At 58.5% G+C, this 15,194-nt stretch carries 13 protein-coding genes; 10 read left to right on the top strand and 3 right to left on the bottom strand.

Going from position 1 to position 15,194, the window contains the following annotated elements; all coding sequences use genetic code 11:
• The first annotated feature begins 7 nt into the window (after positions 1-7).
• The 7 genes from HGAS_RS08225 to guaA all read left to right on the top strand — a co-directional run bounded on the left by HGAS_RS08225 (position 8) and on the right by guaA (position 10,272).
• Positions 8-664: a LuxR C-terminal-related transcriptional regulator gene (locus HGAS_RS08225; protein ID WP_019127323.1), complete on the top strand. Its 657-nt coding sequence runs from the start codon at positions 8-10 to the stop codon at positions 662-664.
• Positions 665-783: 119 nt separating this feature from the next.
• Positions 784-2,274 (top strand): DUF1846 domain-containing protein, encoded by a 1,491-nt coding sequence (locus HGAS_RS08605; RefSeq protein ID WP_034234186.1) that lies wholly within the window; start codon positions 784-786, stop codon positions 2,272-2,274.
• Between the two features lie 2 nt (positions 2,275-2,276).
• Positions 2,277-5,018, top strand: a complete 2,742-nt coding sequence (locus HGAS_RS08205; RefSeq protein WP_019127321.1) for an ATP-dependent helicase — start codon at positions 2,277-2,279, stop codon at positions 5,016-5,018.
• Between the two features lie 87 nt (positions 5,019-5,105).
• The gene (gene sucC, locus HGAS_RS08200; protein WP_019127320.1) at positions 5,106-6,278 is read left to right on the top strand and encodes an ADP-forming succinate--CoA ligase subunit beta; all 1,173 of its coding nucleotides are present in this window, start codon (positions 5,106-5,108) and stop codon (positions 6,276-6,278) included.
• A 22-nt stretch (positions 6,279-6,300) separates the two neighbouring features.
• A complete protein-coding gene (gene sucD, locus HGAS_RS08195) occupies positions 6,301-7,224 on the top strand; it encodes a succinate--CoA ligase subunit alpha (protein ID WP_019127319.1) in 924 nt (307 codons plus the stop codon).
• Entirely contained in the window at positions 7,221-8,627 is a 1,407-nt protein-coding gene (locus HGAS_RS08190; protein ID WP_019127318.1) for a DUF6350 family protein, read from the top strand. The genes sucD and HGAS_RS08190 overlap by 4 nt, the downstream gene beginning before the upstream one ends.
• A 73-nt stretch (positions 8,628-8,700) precedes the next feature.
• Entirely contained in the window at positions 8,701-10,272 is a 1,572-nt protein-coding gene (guaA, locus tag HGAS_RS08185; protein ID WP_019127317.1) for a glutamine-hydrolyzing GMP synthase, read from the top strand.
• Positions 10,273-10,758: 486 nt separating this feature from the next.
• Here the strand turns inward: guaA and HGAS_RS08180 are convergent, their stop codons facing one another.
• Positions 10,759-11,238: a helix-turn-helix domain-containing protein gene (locus tag HGAS_RS08180; protein ID WP_199774008.1), complete on the bottom strand. Its 480-nt coding sequence runs from the start codon at positions 11,236-11,238 to the stop codon at positions 10,759-10,761.
• Positions 11,239-11,448: 210 nt separating this feature from the next.
• Here HGAS_RS08180 and HGAS_RS08855 point away from each other — a divergent pair, with 210 nt between their 5' ends.
• The 3 genes from HGAS_RS08855 (at position 11,449) to HGAS_RS08915 (ending at position 13,709) form a co-directional block, all read left to right on the top strand.
• Entirely contained in the window at positions 11,449-11,619 is a 171-nt protein-coding gene (locus HGAS_RS08855; RefSeq protein ID WP_316106447.1) for a helix-turn-helix domain-containing protein, read from the top strand.
• 380 nt (positions 11,620-11,999) lie between these two features.
• On the top strand, positions 12,000-12,572 hold the full coding sequence (locus tag HGAS_RS08165; RefSeq protein WP_148331402.1) for a hypothetical protein: 573 nt from the start codon (positions 12,000-12,002) through the stop codon (positions 12,570-12,572).
• A 15-nt stretch (positions 12,573-12,587) separates the two neighbouring features.
• The gene (locus tag HGAS_RS08915) at positions 12,588-13,709 is read left to right on the top strand and encodes an SPFH domain-containing protein (protein ID WP_019127312.1); all 1,122 of its coding nucleotides are present in this window, start codon (positions 12,588-12,590) and stop codon (positions 13,707-13,709) included.
• A 129-nt stretch (positions 13,710-13,838) separates the two neighbouring features.
• Here HGAS_RS08915 and HGAS_RS08920 read toward each other — a convergent pair whose 3' ends face one another.
• Both HGAS_RS08920 and HGAS_RS08145 read right to left on the bottom strand, forming a co-directional pair.
• A complete protein-coding gene (locus HGAS_RS08920) occupies positions 13,839-13,961 on the bottom strand; it encodes a hypothetical protein (RefSeq protein WP_267878825.1) in 123 nt (40 codons plus the stop codon).
• A 507-nt stretch (positions 13,962-14,468) separates the two neighbouring features.
• Entirely contained in the window at positions 14,469-15,005 is a 537-nt protein-coding gene (locus HGAS_RS08145; RefSeq protein ID WP_019127309.1) for a hypothetical protein, read from the bottom strand.
• Between the last annotated feature and the right edge of the window lie 189 nt (positions 15,006-15,194).

The following is a 15,194-nucleotide window of genomic DNA, read 5'->3' as shown; positions in this document are numbered from 1 at the left end:
CAATTCCATGACAATTCGGATTCTGGTCATTGATGATCACGCCCTGGTACGTGCGGGTGTGCGCGCTGAGCTCGAATCCAGCGGTGCCGATTTTGACATTGTCGGCGAGGCCAGTGACGTCGAGGGCGCTATTGCAGCCTGTCACGCGCTCACGCCCGATGTCGCTCTCCTGGATGTTCACCTGCCGGGAGGAAACGGTGGTGGCGGCGCTGAGGTTGCGGCCTCGTGCGCTGATGTTGAGGGGCTCCGTTTCCTTGCGCTCTCGGTGTCAGATTCCCCTGAAGACGTTGTTTCGGTTATTCGCGCGGGCGCTCGCGGATACGTCACTAAGTCGATCTCGACCCCTGAGCTTGTCGAGGCCATCCAGCGCGTTGCCGCGGGAGATGCTGCCTTTTCGCCGCGCTTGGCCGGTTTTGTTTTGGACGCTTTCGGAGGGGCGAGTGCCCCCATTGCCGCTCATGACGATGAATTGGATTTGCTGTCAGCCAGGGAGCAGGAAGTCATGCGTTTAATTGCGCGTGGATACCCCTACAAAGAGGTCGCCTCCGAGCTCTTTATTTCGATTAAAACCGTGGAAACACACGTGTCTGCCGTGCTGCGCAAGCTTCAGCTATCGAATCGAAATGAGCTCACTCACTGGGCGATGCAAAGGCACATTATTTAGTCTTTCAGATGCCTTGCGGTGAAGTTCACCCGTGTGCTGGGCGCTTCATGGACGGAGTTGCGGGGTAGGGGCGATACCATGAATAGTCCTTGCACCACGATGCCTTGGGAGTGGCGATCATGCACGCAATCGGTTTCGACCGCGATCAGTATCTAGCCCTTCAATCTGAACACATTGCGCAACGTCGCCAGCAGTTCGGTGGGACCCTGTACCTGGAGTTTGGCGGCAAACTTGTTGACGACATGCACGCCTCTCGCGTTCTTCCTGGATTCACCCCGGATAACAAGATTGTCATGCTCGCCGAGCTTGCTGACGAGGCCGAAATTGTCGTCGCCGTTAACGCCCAAGATTTCCAGCGCCGCAAGATGCGTGAAGACCTGGGAATCACCTACGAAGATGACGTCTTCCGTCACATTGATATGTTCCGCGAATACGGGCTGTACGTGGGCAATGTTGTCATCACGCGCTGGAGTGATTCCAATGACCAAGCCCATGCCTTTAAGCGCAAGCTCGAGGCTCGCGGTATCAAGGTTGCGCGTCACTATCCCATCGAGGGCTACCCCAATAACATCGATCTGATTGTTTCTGATGAAGGCTTGGGTCGTAACGAGTACGTCCATACGACTCGTCCGTTGGTCATTGTTACCGCTCCCGGCCCCGGTTCAGGCAAGCTCGCAACCTGCCTGTCCCAGCTCTACCACGATCACAAGCGCGGAATGACCTCGGGATACGCAAAGTTTGAGACCTTCCCGATCTGGAATCTTCCCTTAGACCACCCCGTAAACGTCGCCTACGAAGCAGCCACTGTTGACCTGGATGACGTCAACATGATTGACCACTTCCACTTGAAGGCTCACGGCGAAACGACGGTCAACTACAACCGTGATATCGAGGCCTTCCCCGTCCTTCGTCGCCTGCTCGAGAAGATCATGGGGACCTCTCCCTACCAGTCGCCCACTGACATGGGCGTCAACATGGCGGGATTTTGCATCAGCAATGACGAGGTCTGCCGCGAGGCCTCGAAGCAAGAGATTATTCGCCGCTGGTACAAGGCCCTGGCCTTGGAAGCACGCGAGGACCTTCCGCCCGTACAGTCTGAGCGTGCGGCCCGCCTGATGACCGCAATGAACCTGAGCAGTGCGGATCGCCCGGTTGTTGCTCCCGCACTTGAGCGTGCTCGTGAAACCGGATATCCCGCAGCCGCAATGGAATTGGCTGATGGGCGCATTGTCACAGGAAAGACCTCGGATTTGCTGGGGCCGTGCTCTGCAATGCTTCTCAATGCAATGAAGCTTCTTGCGGGTATTGACGATGATGAAAAGCTACTTGCCCCCGAACAGATTGAGCCCATTCAAAAGCTCAAGACCGAGCACTTGGGCAGCCGCAATCCTCGCCTGCACACCGATGAGGTGCTGATCGCTTTGGCTGGCTCTGCGCGCTCCAACGAACGCGCAGCTGCGGCCTTGAACCAACTGTCGAAACTGGCTGGATGCGACGTGCACTCTTCAGTTCTGCTGGGCAGTGTTGATGAAGGTATTCTTCGTCAGCTTGGCATGAATGTCACCGCCGAACCCGTTCACGCAACCAAGGGCGTCTACCACAAGCACTGAAAATGGATCAGGATCACTCACTTCCCAATCTCGGCTCTTTCCTCGACTTCGGTTCCGATCAGGCGGAGGACCTTCCCCTCTACGACCCAAGCTCCTCGAGTTTCGCAATGGGTGTGGCAGCGGGCTCTTCTGTTGCTCCTTTGGACCAAGGAACGGCTCAATGGGGACAGGTAAGCGGCCAAGGTAGTTGGGCGCAGCACAGTGACCCTGAGAGCCTTCTCAAGGGCTTGAATGACCAGCAACGCGCAGCGGTTGAACACCGCGGAGTGCCTTTGCTCATCATGGCCGGTGCGGGCTCTGGGAAGACGCGCGTTCTGACGCATCGAATCGCGTACCTTTTGGCAACTGGTCAAGCCCGTGCGGGTGAGATTTTGGCGATTACCTTCACCAATAAAGCAGCAGCTGAGATGCGTGAGCGTGTCGAGGCGCTGGTTGGTGGGGGAGCTGCGCGCAGGATGTGGGTGTCGACCTTCCACTCGGCGTGTGTGCGAGTGCTGCGTGCGGAATACCGTGCGGCCGGTTTGCGATCGACTTTCAGTATCTATGATTCACAGGACTCGCAGCGCCTGATCCAGATGGTGCTGAAAGCAGCGGATGTGGATATCAAACGATTCACGCCCAAGCTGGTTGCCGCGCGTATTTCGGACCTCAAGAATGAGCTCATCTCTTGGCAGGAATACCGAGATACCGCGCCGAATGACCCAATTTCGCGAGTTGTTGCCTCGGCTTACGAAGAATATGAGAAGCGTCTTGCCCAGTCCAATGCTTTGGACTTTGATGACCTGATTTCGCGCACGGTACGCCTGCTCAAAGACAACCCGGCGATCGCCGAGCACTACCATCGTCGCTTCCGCCATATCTTGGTTGATGAGTATCAAGACACGAACCATGCACAGTACGTGCTGGTCCGCGAATTGGTAGGCACCGGGGATGATGGAGTGGAACCGGGGCAGCTGACGGTTGTCGGCGACTCCGACCAGTCAATCTATGCTTTCCGCGGTGCAACGATTCGCAACATCGAAGAATTTGAGCGAGATTTTCCGGGTGCACGGACCATTTTGCTGGAACAGAACTACCGTTCCACCCAAAATATTTTGTCCGCTGCTAACGCTGTCATTGCTCGAAATGAAGGACGCCGCGCAAAGAACCTGTGGACTGCGTCGGGGGATGGCGCGCTGATCACGGTTGATGCAGCAGATTCAGATCGCGATGAAGCGCGTTTTATTGTTTCAGAGATGGAAAAGCTGTCGGCAGACGGGACCCGCTGGGCAGATATTGCCGTCTTCTATAGGACGAACTCGCAATCGCGAGCAATCGAAGAACTCTTGGTTCGCCAAGGCATTCCCTACCGAGTCGTTGGGGGTACTCGCTTCTACGAACGCGCGGAAATTAAAGATGCTTTGGCCTATCTTCAGGTGATTTCAAACCCCGACGACACGGTCGCGTTGCGGCGGATCATCAATACTCCTCGCCGCGGAATCGGTGCCAAGGCTGAGGCCGACCTCATTGCCCACAGTGATCGCTACGGGATTTCGATGGGTGCGGCCGCCCGGGATTGCTGGATTTCTCAGGGCCGAGGCCTCGGAGAAGCAGAAGGAACCGGCCTGACTTTGGCGGAACTTCCCAAGGAAGAAACTGAGGACACGCGTGGGGGTGTGGCCGGGCTGAGTCCGCGCGCGGCCTCAGCGATCGGTGATTTTTGGGGACTAATTGAAGCCATGCGGCGCGCCGAACAGGCCGGTGCAAGCGCAGCGGAAATTCTCGAAGAAGTCCTTGATCGCACGGGATATCTTGCGACTCTGCGTCGCTCCCAAGACCCGCAGGATGCCTCGCGAGTGGAAAACCTTGCCGAATTGCATGCGGTTGCCTTGGACTACGTACAGACCAGTGGCGAGGTTGGTTTGGCAGGTTTCCTTGAGCGCGTTGCCCTGGTTGCTGACTCGGATCAACTTCCCGAGGAAGATAGTGGAAGTGGGCAGGTCACCCTCATGACGGTTCACACCGCGAAGGGCCTTGAATTCCCGGTCGTCTTCGTGACCGGCATGGAGGATGGCACTTTCCCGCACCAACGCTCGCTGGGTGACCCCGAAGAATTGGCAGAAGAACGCCGTTTGGCCTACGTTGCGATCACGCGAGCTCGTAAGCAGCTCTACCTCACTCGTGCCGCCGTGCGAAGCGCGTGGGGAGCACCTCAGGAAATGCCTCCTTCACGATTCTTGGATGATATTCCCGTCGAGCTCTTGGATATTCGTCGATCCTCGACCTCGATGGAACGCCTGCGCGGTGGATACGGCGGCGGTTCCGGATACGGTTCGGGTGGCTATGGCACTTACTCAGGTTCCGGTTATGGCTCCTCCTACGGGGGCAGGTCTGGGAGCTATGGCTCAGACTACGCAGATTACGGATACTCGCGCCGTGATGAGGATGGCGGTCCCGTCTTCGGCGGCCGCAGTGGTGGATCCGGTAGTAGTGACGGCGGCCCACTTGCCGGTCGAGGACTGGGCGGGAAACGCGGAGCGCCCGCAGCGCGAACTGCAGTTTCGCGGCCAACGGGTACAAGCGCACCAAAAAACACGCTGAACCCAGAGGAGGTGCGCGTGGGGGATCGCGTCCGCCACGCAACTTTGGGTGAAGGCACGGTCATCGGCCTCGAAGGAGCGGGGGAGCGCACCATTGCGCAAGTCGCCTTCGCGTCCGCTGAAAAACGCCTGTTGCTGCGGATGGCCCCCATGGAAAAGATCTAGTCGCGGTAGGCTTAAGGAAGTTGCGCGCCACAGTTCACGTGGTAACCGCGCAAGGCAGCGCCTTCGGGCACAAAGTGAAGGGACACAATGGATCTCTACGAATACCAAGCACGGGAGTTGTTCGCTGCTCACGGCGTCCCCGTACTTGCGGGAATCGTTGCACGCACCCCAGATGAGGCCTATGAGGCAGCGCAGAAGCTGCTGGCCGACAACGACCTTCTGGTGGTCAAAGCCCAAGTGAAGATCGGCGGCCGAGGCAAGGCCGGCGGCGTAAAGCTGGCTCGCAGCGCAGAAGAAGCGCGTGAAAAGGCCGAAGCAATCTTGGGCATGGATATCAAGGGTCACACCGTCCACTCGGTCCTCATCGCTGCGGGCGCGGATATTGCCGAAGAATTTTACTTCTCGATCCTGCTGGATCGCTCCGAGCGTCGTGAGCTTGCATTGTGCTCGGCGCAGGGTGGTATGGATATTGAGACCCTGGCACGTGAGCATCCCGAAGCTCTGGCCCGCGTTGGCCTGGACCCCAAGGTTGGCATTGATGAAGACGTTGCCGCTCAAATTCTGGGTGAGGCCGGCTTCAATCGTTCGCACGTCGAGAAGCTTGCCCCCGTTTTGGTGAAGCTCTGGGATACCTACCGAGGCGAAGACGCCACCCTGGTTGAGGTCAACCCCTTGGTCCTGACCGAGCAGGGCGATATTCTGGCGCTGGATGGCAAGGTTTCGCTGGATAACAATGCGGCCTTCCGCCACCCCGAACACGCCGCATACGCTGACGTTGCCGCGCAGGATCCGCGCGAGGCCATGGCAAAGGAAGCCGGACTGAACTACGTGCGCTTGGAAGGGCAGGTAGGCGTGATCGGTAACGGCGCCGGTCTGGTCATGTCCACCCTGGACGTCGTTGCCTTGGCCGGTGAAGAGTGGGGCGTCAAGCCCGCAAACTTCCTGGACATCGGTGGCGGTGCCTCGGCAGAGGTTATGGCCAAGGGCCTGGATGTCATCCTTGGTGATGATCAGGTTCGCTCCGTCTTCGTCAATGTTTTTGGCGGAATTACCGCATGCGATCAAGTCGCTCGAGGAATCGTTGGTGCATTGGAAGCTTTGGGAGATGCAGCCTCCAAGCCCCTGGTTGTCCGCTTGGACGGCAACAAGGTCGAGGAAGGCCGCGCAATCTTAGCTGCTGCCGCACATCCCCTGGTTCACATGGAAGAAACAATGGACGGTGCAGCACGCCGCGCCGCCGAACTGGCCGCGAACGCCTGAGACGGGACGGGACTGAAAACTCATGAGCATTTTTATTGATTCCACTTCGCGTGTCATTGTTCAGGGAATGACCGGCTCTGAAGGCCAAAAGCACACGACCCGTATGCTGGCAGCCGGCACGAATATCGTTGGCGGTGTGAACCCGCGCAAGGCCGGCACTTCGGTGACCTTCCACGTCGAGCCCTACGGTCCGGGCGCTGAAAACCGCGCCGCCGGTGACGTTGAGGTTCCCGTGTTTGGAAGCGTTGCGCAGGCCCGTGAGGAAACTGGTGCAAATGTTTCGGTTGTCTTCGTGCCCCCGGCATACGCCAAGGACGCGGCGATTGAAGCAATCGATGCGGGAATTGAAACTCTGGTTGTCATCACCGAAGGTATCCCCGTTCAGGATTCGACCGCTTTCGTTGACTATGCGCTTGAGCGTGGCGTGCGCCTGATCGGCCCGAACTGCCCCGGAATCATCAGCCCCGGACAATCCAACGTCGGTATTACCCCCGCAGATATTACGGGACCCGGCCGCCTTGGTCTGGTCTCCAAGTCGGGCACCTTGACCTACCAGCTCATGTACGAGCTGCGTGACCTGGGCTTCACCACCTGCATTGGTATTGGCGGTGACCCGGTTGTCGGAACCACCCACATCGATGCTCTGGAAGCTTTCGAAAACGACCCCGATACCGACCTGGTTGTCATGATCGGTGAGATCGGTGGCGACGCCGAAGAACGCGCCGCAGCGTGGATCTCCGAGCACATGACCAAGCCGGTCGTCGCCTACATTGCAGGATTTACTGCCCCCGAAGGCAAGACCATGGGCCACGCGGGCGCGATCGTGTCGGGAAGCTCTGGCACGGCCTCGGCAAAGGCGAAGGCGCTGGAAGCGGTTGGTGTGAAGGTTGGTCGCACCCCTTCGCAAACTGCGATTTTGGCACGCGAGGCGCTGGCTGCTCGATGAGTGAGGATCCCACCGCGCGTACGACGGTCACAACAGTCTCCGCCCGCCCGACCATCCGCGTTGCCCTTCCGCAGGGTTGGGCGCGCTCGATGCTGTCCGGGATCGAGGCGGCTCTGCTGGGCTGGGCACTGGTCGTTGTCCCGACCCTGATCGCCTACGCAGCGGTGTCCTCTAACCAGTGGATGGTATCCACCACCTGGGAGGATGCCTTCCACTTTGCCTCTGACCTGTGGGGCGCTTCCCTTGGAGCGCGAGTGGTTTCGGGCGACGTCTCCTATCGCGCAGTGCCTTTGCTGTTTGTGCTGCTCTTGATTGGTCTAACCAAGCTGCTCCTTCTGCAGGGACGACGTTTTTCTCCTGCGTCGCAATGGATGGCAATCCCCGGTTTCACTGTGACCGCGCTGCTTTTGGCCGGTGGAATTGGTACGCACGTGAGTGTGTGGGGCGCGCTTCCCCTGGCTATTTTGATCCCCTTGATTGCGGCCGCCTGGGAGGTCGCGCTTGCGCCAACGAGCCTTGAGCTCCGCTTTGAACTACCGAGGTGGGTCAGCGTTGGAGTGCGCACGGGTTGGCGCGCATCGTGGGCTCTGGCGGTTTATGGCGGATTTTTCCTGTTGCTTTCGGTGATCGTCTCTTGGTCGCAGATCCGTGGGATCGACCAGCTTCTGCTATCGACCTCGGCGGTTGATTCGATCATGATCGTTCTCGCGCAGCTGCTCTTCATTCCCAACGCGATTGTGTGGGCGCTGTCCTGGCTTTCCGGTCCCGGTTTTTACCTTGGTAGCGATGCCTTGCATTCGCCGACCTCTGCTCCCGTTGGACCGATCCCGGCAATTCCGCTTTTCGGTGCGACCCCTGCAAGTGCCCCCGGCAACTGGGTGGTCCTTGCGCTGATCCTGTTCGGCGTAGCGCTTGGCGTGTACCTGCGTCTGCGTAAGGGCAGTAAATCGCTTCTTGATGACCTGTACCAAGGCGGCATCGCGGCTGTAGTGATCGCAGCCGTTTACTTGGTGACTTCCTTGGGTTCGGCCTTGGTTTTGGGAAATGGCCGCTTGGCTTTCCTTGGGCCGCGCATGTCCCTTTCCGCGCTGTGCCTTTTTGCAGAGGTGGCGCTTGGGGTCCTGCTGACCGTGGCACTTTCGCACCCGGTGAGCGTGGCGTGGGCGCGCGAGCTTGTAGGTGCCGGGAAAGCGCGGGTTCATGAGCATCGCCATCACGAGGCCGCAGCTGGGGGAGTAGCTCCTGTGGAACTTGTGCCTGAGGTTCCTAGTGAAGACGTGGCCGGTGAGGAAACTGTTGACGATTCGCTCGAAGTTGCCGACGAAACTCAGCCAGCGGAGGAGCCCGCTGAAGACGCCGATGTGGCCTCGGCCTCGGAAGAAGAGGATGCTCCCAGCAACTAAACCAACCCGGGTGTGGGGGAGTGCTCGCTGCTTGGCCTCGTCGAAGAGGCTAGGAAGCAGGTAGCATGGTGGGGTGACTTCAGCTGATCTTCATCCCGTTCTTGTTGTCGATTTTGGCGCGCAGTACGCCCAGCTCATTGCTCGCCGCGTGCGCGAAGCCAGCGTCTATTCGGAAATCGTCCCGCACACCATGCCTGTCGCCGAAATGCTTGCGAAAGAACCCGCAGCAATCATTCTTTCCGGTGGCCCTTCATCCGTGTACGAAGAGGGCGCTCCTTCCATTGATCCCGCGATTTTCGCCGCGGGCGTGCCGGTTCTGGGCATCTGCTACGGCTTCCAGACCATGGCTCACGCGCTGGGCGGAACCGTGGGACGCACGGGAACCCGCGAGTACGGGCATACCGACGCCTCTGTTTCTGAGCAGTCCTGCCTGTTTGATGGGACTCCTGAAGGTCAGGTTGTGTGGATGAGCCACGGTGACGCGGTTCAGGGCGCGCCCGAAGGCTTCACCGTCACCGCATCGACTGCAGAGACCCCGGTCGCAGCTTTCGAATGCAGCGAGCGTCGCCTCTACGGCCTGCAGTGGCACCCCGAGGTTGGCCACTCGCAGTTTGGCCAGGATGCTCTGAAGAACTTCCTCTACAAGGGCGCGGGAATTGAGCCCACGTGGACGCCTGGCTCGATTGTTGATGAGCAGGTTGCGAAGATCCGCGAACAGATCGGTGACGCGCAGGTGATTTGCGCGCTCTCTGGCGGCGTGGACTCTTCCGTGGCTGCGGCCCTGGTTCACAAGGCCGTTGGCGATCAGCTCACCTGCTTCTTCATCGACCACGGCCTGCTGCGTGCGGGCGAACGCGAGCAGGTGGAGAACGACTATGCGCGCGGCATGGGTATCCGCGTCATCACGTGTGACGAGTCCGAGCGATTCTTGTCTGCTTTGGCCGGTGTTACCGATCCTGAGACCAAGCGCAAGATCATCGGCCGCGAGTTCATTCGCTCTTTCGAGGCCGCCCAGAAGCAGGTCATCGAAGAGGTCGGCGCTGCCGGTGGCGAAGTGAAGTTCCTGGTCCAGGGCACCTTGTACCCCGACGTCGTCGAGTCCGGTGGCGGTGAGGGCGCCGCGAACATCAAGAGCCACCACAACGTGGGTGGTCTGCCCGAGGACATGACCTTCGAGCTGGTTGAGCCCCTGCGCACTCTGTTCAAGGACGAGGTTCGCGCGGTCGGTCGCGAGCTTGGCCTGCCCGATTACCTGGTGAACCGCCAGCCCTTCCCGGGTCCGGGCCTGGGCATCCGCATCATCGGCGAGGTCACTCGTGAGCGCCTGGATATCCTGCGCGCCGCGGACCTAATTGCCCGCGAGGAACTCACAGCTGCTGGCCTGGATCAGGAGATCTGGCAGTGCCCGGTTGTCCTGCTGGCTGATGTTCGCTCCGTGGGCGTTCAGGGTGATGGCCGCACCTACGGTCACCCGATCGTGCTGCGTCCCGTGTCCTCTGAGGACGCGATGACGGCCGACTGGACGCGCCTGCCTTACGACGTGCTGGCTCGTATCTCTACGCGCATTACGAACTCTGTTGCCGAGGTTAACCGCGTGGTTTTGGACGTGACGTCCAAGCCTCCGGCAACCATTGAGTGGGAGTGAGCCGAGGAGAGAATTCTCAAGCCACCTGAAACTGTTCCCTGAGTGCCACGGCACGTCATGAGCGGTCAGCCGGCGCCAAGCCACCTGCAACAAACGGGAATAACAATCCCGAAACAGCCCCCGAAACCGTTTGGAATCGAGGGCTGTTTACGCTGGTGAAAGGCCAAATTTGATTCGTGGTCACTCTGTGGAGTGGCGGGTGTTGGCGCGATTTGGCGCCGCCTAGAGGTTTCCGCTCGCCGCGGAGGTCCGCCAAGCCACCCGCAACAATTCCCGAGCGCGAAAACGCCGATTTCCACCTGATTCGAATCAAACACGAATCATGGCGCTCCCAGAGGAACTGAAATCGCAAAACTGCAGGTAAAGCTGGGGGAATAACAAACCGATAATTCACGCTGAAATGAACCGGAACGAAGCCTCCGCGGGCATGAAAAAGCGGCCCGAAGGCCGCTTTTCTGATTCGCAATTATTCCCCGAGTGGCTTGCTCAGACGCCGAATCCGGCCTTCCAGGCGTCGAGCTCCGCCGGGTTGATTTCCCCGGCTTTCTCCGAATCAAGAACGTCCTTCCACGCCTTAATCGCGGCGGCAAGTTTTGGCGACTTCTCCGCTGCGGCATCGAGGCCCAGCACCATCGTTCCGTCGACTTCCATCGGGACGAGCCCAAGCTCCTCGTTGAGCCTGAACAGCAGCTCCAGGGCCTGCCTGCTCGATTCTAAGGGCACTTCCCGCAGTGTCTCAGGCGAGATTGCCAGGGCAGCAGCAATGGCCTGAATCTGAGGCTCTCCCGGAGTCCTATTGCACAGCTCGTAGTTGCGGATGGCGGAGTCGGTCTGCCCGCACGCGGCTGCGAGCTGCTTCTGCGTCATCTTGCGCATCTTCCTGTACTTCTTTATGAGCTCCCCGGTCTTCAACTTGCCCTCCATATCCGCCTCGGCACGGGCCATCTTGAACCATATGGAATCCATAGCATGAAAATGAACGATATGTATCGACCGTTCAGAAGTGAACTGCTACTACTACGCAATTGTAGAACCTTTCAGAAACGAACGCTAGGAGGAAGCATGGCAAAGCAGGAACCGCGCCCGGGGCGGCTTCCCCGAACAGTCAAGAGAGGAGTGATTCGCATGACGCAAGCGACGATGGAGATGCACGCCGAGACGCTGGGGCTCTAGCCGCTGTTCACGATCAAAGATCTGGCCGCCTATCTGCAGGTGAGCACCACGATGGTGTACCGGCTCACCAAGGACGGCGCCCTCGCCGGCACGCGCATCGGGCAGAACCTCCGTTTCACGCGCAAGAATGTCGAGGACCTGTTGGGCCTCTGCGCCTTCAATGAGGACCAATGACGGCGACGACGAACGCCCCGGGTAGCGTGCCTGGGGCCGTTGGCGTGTGAAGTAGGAGGGAGGCACTCGCTTGAACGGCTTTTCCGCCTGCCTTCCGCGGTTTCGCGCCCTGGTCCCACGGCAAGGTGCAAGTACCCTGCACCCATCCGCCGTTTCGGGAATGACACGGGTTTCCGAAACGGTTTCCTCGGAGCTGCCGACGTGCATTACTGTGACCGGAACACTTATTTGGGGCTGCGCAGCGTCATCAGTAGCAAAACTCACAGCATGGTGAATTTATTGCTAGTATATGAGACATATTTGGGTACGGATCGCTCCGACGTTGCATAGACGGAGGTATTCGGATGGCTAGGTATCAATTACAGCCTAACGAGGGGGTTGTGCTCCAAGAGACGGGCATCTGCTACGAGCCCAATAAGCTCTCCACCGCTTACACGGACGAACTAATTCTGACCAACCTCAATCTGATTCACGTCCGCAGGGGCGTCTTCATGGGGACGAAGGGCGTTCGTTACATTCCCCTGAATCAGGTCAAGGTGATTGGCGGCAAGTGCCAAGCGCTTGTGGGGAAAGCGCGGAACGGACACGCTATCCTGCAGATTTACACGCAGCAGGGTATCGAGGAATTTGCGTTTCAGACCAAAGCAAAGAAGAACGCCGGCATTTGGGCGAACGAGATCAGCCGCTTGGTAACCGGCAGGGATTCTGCGAATGCACTCGAAAGTCAGGATGCACCCGAATATGACTTCGAGGATACGGTCGTTGGCCAGCTTAGGGACGCTTTTGGCGAAGTCGGTGCTGCCTTCGGTTTCGGATTCGGCAAATCGGGCCAACAGCAGAAAAGCTCTGTCGAGCGTGTTTCGACAAAGTGCTCCGGTTGCCACGCCCCGATTACGGGCGTAAAGGGCAAGACCGCTGTATGCAAGTATTGCGACACCGAGCAAGTGCTCTAAGAAGGTGAGATTGACATGGGACTTATAAAAGCAGCGACTGATTCACTAGGTGGAACCCTTGCCGACCAATGGCTTGACCTGATAACCGCTGGCTATTTCGACGAGCACACCGTTGTCGCTCCGGGCGTTCTGAAGTCCACCAACAACGGACGCGGAAGCAATCTCCTCGGCTCGCAAGGCGTGATCTCAAACGGTTCCAAGATTTTCGTACCAGAAAACACTGCGGCGTATATCTTCAGCCAGGGAGGCATCGAGACCGTAGTGTCCGAGCCCGGTCCATACGAATACCAAGACGGCGAATCCAGTATCTTCAGGGGCGGCAACTCGGATTCGATCTTCCGGCAGCTGGGCGACCGATTCTCCCATGGCGGAATCAGCTCATCCGAAAAGCGCATAGCGTTTGTGAATCTTCGTGAGATTCGTGACATCAAATTCGGCACCAGAGGCCCGCAGGTCTACAACGACCATTACTACGAATGCGACCTTGAGATATACGCCTATGGCGGATTCTCCGTTAAGGTCGTCGACGCCGATAAGTTCATTCGCAACTTCGTACCGGCGAACATCAGCAGCTACACATTCGACGACCCCAAAGCTCGTGGCCAGATGGTTTCCGAATTTCTGCAGTCGTTCATCGTTGCGCTAAATGGCATGTCGAGCACATATCGAATCTCCCAGCTGCCGGCACAGGCGGTCGAGATTGCGAAGCGCATCTCTGAGGACACGTACAACGCGGGTTCATGGCCAGAGCGCTTCGGCATGCAGATCACGAAGGTTGCAATCGAGAATATCGAGCTATCCGACCATTCTCGTCAGCTCGTCAACCAGTTCTCTTCCAACCGAATGAACGTGAGGGCTTACGAGGATACCTCCGAGCGAGCTGGCAACATGGCCGCCCAGCAGAAAATTGCGCAAGGTATCCAGGACAATGGTCTTGGCGAAGGCGGTGGCATGCTATTCGGCATGAACATGGTGCAAGCCATCGGTCCCCAGGGGCAGCCCGCGAAATCCTCCGCTCACGAGATGTCTACGGAGGAGAAGATTGAGATGTTGAAGAAGCTGAAGGAACTTGTTGATATGGGCATCCTGACCCAAGATGAGTTCGACCTTAAGAAGAAGGAGCTCCTCGGTCTGTAGCGCTCGAGTCGAGAGGAACCTGTACTCCGGAGCCGTTACGAACATGTAGCGGCTCCGTATTATGTGAGTGTTTCGAATTAATCTGCGCCGTCCAGTCACGGGGACTGCTGACATGCATTTGGTGGCTCTTCAGAGTTGAGTGTGGGTGACCGGGTGTTGGTCGGGGGTTGCGGGGGTGGCATCGTCGACCTTGCGTAGGTGCATGTAAAGCTTGTAGGACGAGGCCGGGGCAGCGATGGGGAACAGCTGCATGGGAATGTGGAGCCTCGTCCTCTTCGGGTTACTAAGGCCCTGGTTGCGGGCGCGAAGCCCGGCGGTGATGCCGTAGCACGACGAGATGAGGAGGCATAGGTAAGCCAGGCCCACCTGCATGTAGATCAAGCGCATTATCTTGAAGAAATCATGAAGGGAAATGAATAAGTAGGCCAGGCATATGTGTACTTAAGCAGGGGGAAGTTGAACGGGACCAGAACGATTTTGAGCAGCAGGCTCCGCAATGCCAGCACACGCGGGCTCTCGTCACGGCACAACTAGAAGAGGGAGATGAGATTTGCCGATGCGGCAACCGCAAACAAGGCGAGCCGCATGTTCCAGGTCAATTCGAATCCAATGCGGTAGCACTGGTCGCTATGCGCGGCTATGACGAGGAGGACGGGAGCTGCGACGCGGATAATCTTGGACACGTGGCGGCTACTTTCTATCGTCGTCTCGCTTGTCCCGTGAATACATCATCGCGGCCGTGGGTGGGGTGTTGGATGTTTAGGAGTCCGAGGCGAGCTTCTGTGCCCTATGTAGGACTATGTAGAGCCAGATGCTGGAGATGAGATCGGCAAACGGCAAGCAGTGCATCGAGATGTACCTGTGTTGTGAGGAGGGGCTGAGGAGGCCCTCCGTGTGGGCGCGATGCGCCGCGGCTATACCGTACTGCGAACTCGTCAGCAGGAGTGCGTACATGCCGCATATGAGTGTGAATAGGTAGGCGAGGGCTAGCACGAGATATGAGGGGGCCAAGAAGCCTGCAGCAAGGAATGCTGTGAAGGGGAGGAAGCCGATGTTGAGGGGGAGGATACAGAGCTTGAGGAGTAGTCCCTGCAGTGCGAGCGAGCGTGCGCTGGTGTCGCGCTGAAGCCATAGGATGCTCGCGAGGTTCAGTAGGCCGGCGGCCAGGACTGCGATGATCCAGACGGCGTCGTTGGTGTCGGCGATGCTGTGCGGGAAGATGAGCTGGGCGCCGCCGCCGATGTATGCCGCGAGAATCAAAAGGATGGGTGCGGTGACACGCGCGATGGTGGACATGTGTACCCCTCACTCTGTTTGAAAGTTTGCAATAGTCGTGACTATGTTACCCACTCTCCCTGGGGGCCGTGAGTGAGAGGAGGGGGTTGCAGCACCTCCCGTGGAGTGGGGTTCGTGGTAGTAAACCGGCAACCCCGAATCAAGGAGGATGACACGTGGATCTGCTCGAATACATGCGCCCGAAAACGC

The organism is Actinomyces sp. ph3, from assembly GCF_000308055.1.
In the GTDB taxonomy this organism is placed as follows: Bacteria; Actinomycetota; Actinomycetes; order Actinomycetales; family Actinomycetaceae; genus Pauljensenia.
This window is presented reverse-complemented; position numbering and strand designations above follow the sequence as displayed.

What these genes read in the sequence shown, in the direction of transcription:
- sucC (WP_019127320.1), top strand. Translation starts at nt 5,106, where the DNA reads ATGGATCTCTACGAATACCAAGCACGGGAGTTGTTCGCTGCTCACGGC.
- HGAS_RS08180 (WP_199774008.1), bottom strand. Translation starts at nt 11,238, where the DNA reads ATGGATTCCATATGGTTCAAGATGGCCCGTGCCGAGGCGGATATGGAG.
- HGAS_RS08920 (WP_267878825.1), bottom strand. Translation starts at nt 13,961, where the DNA reads ATGCAGCTGTTCCCCATCGCTGCCCCGGCCTCGTCCTACAAGCTTTAC.
- HGAS_RS08145 (WP_019127309.1), bottom strand. Translation starts at nt 15,005, where the DNA reads ATGTCCACCATCGCGCGTGTCACCGCACCCATCCTTTTGATTCTCGCG.
- HGAS_RS08225 (WP_019127323.1), top strand. Translation starts at nt 8, where the DNA reads ATGACAATTCGGATTCTGGTCATTGATGATCACGCCCTGGTACGTGCG.
- HGAS_RS08915 (WP_019127312.1), top strand. Translation starts at nt 12,588, where the DNA reads ATGGGACTTATAAAAGCAGCGACTGATTCACTAGGTGGAACCCTTGCC.
- HGAS_RS08605 (WP_034234186.1), top strand. Translation starts at nt 784, where the DNA reads ATGCACGCAATCGGTTTCGACCGCGATCAGTATCTAGCCCTTCAATCT.
- HGAS_RS08190 (WP_019127318.1), top strand. Translation starts at nt 7,221, where the DNA reads ATGAGTGAGGATCCCACCGCGCGTACGACGGTCACAACAGTCTCCGCC.
- HGAS_RS08205 (WP_019127321.1), top strand. Translation starts at nt 2,277, where the DNA reads ATGGATCAGGATCACTCACTTCCCAATCTCGGCTCTTTCCTCGACTTC.
- sucD (WP_019127319.1), top strand. Translation starts at nt 6,301, where the DNA reads ATGAGCATTTTTATTGATTCCACTTCGCGTGTCATTGTTCAGGGAATG.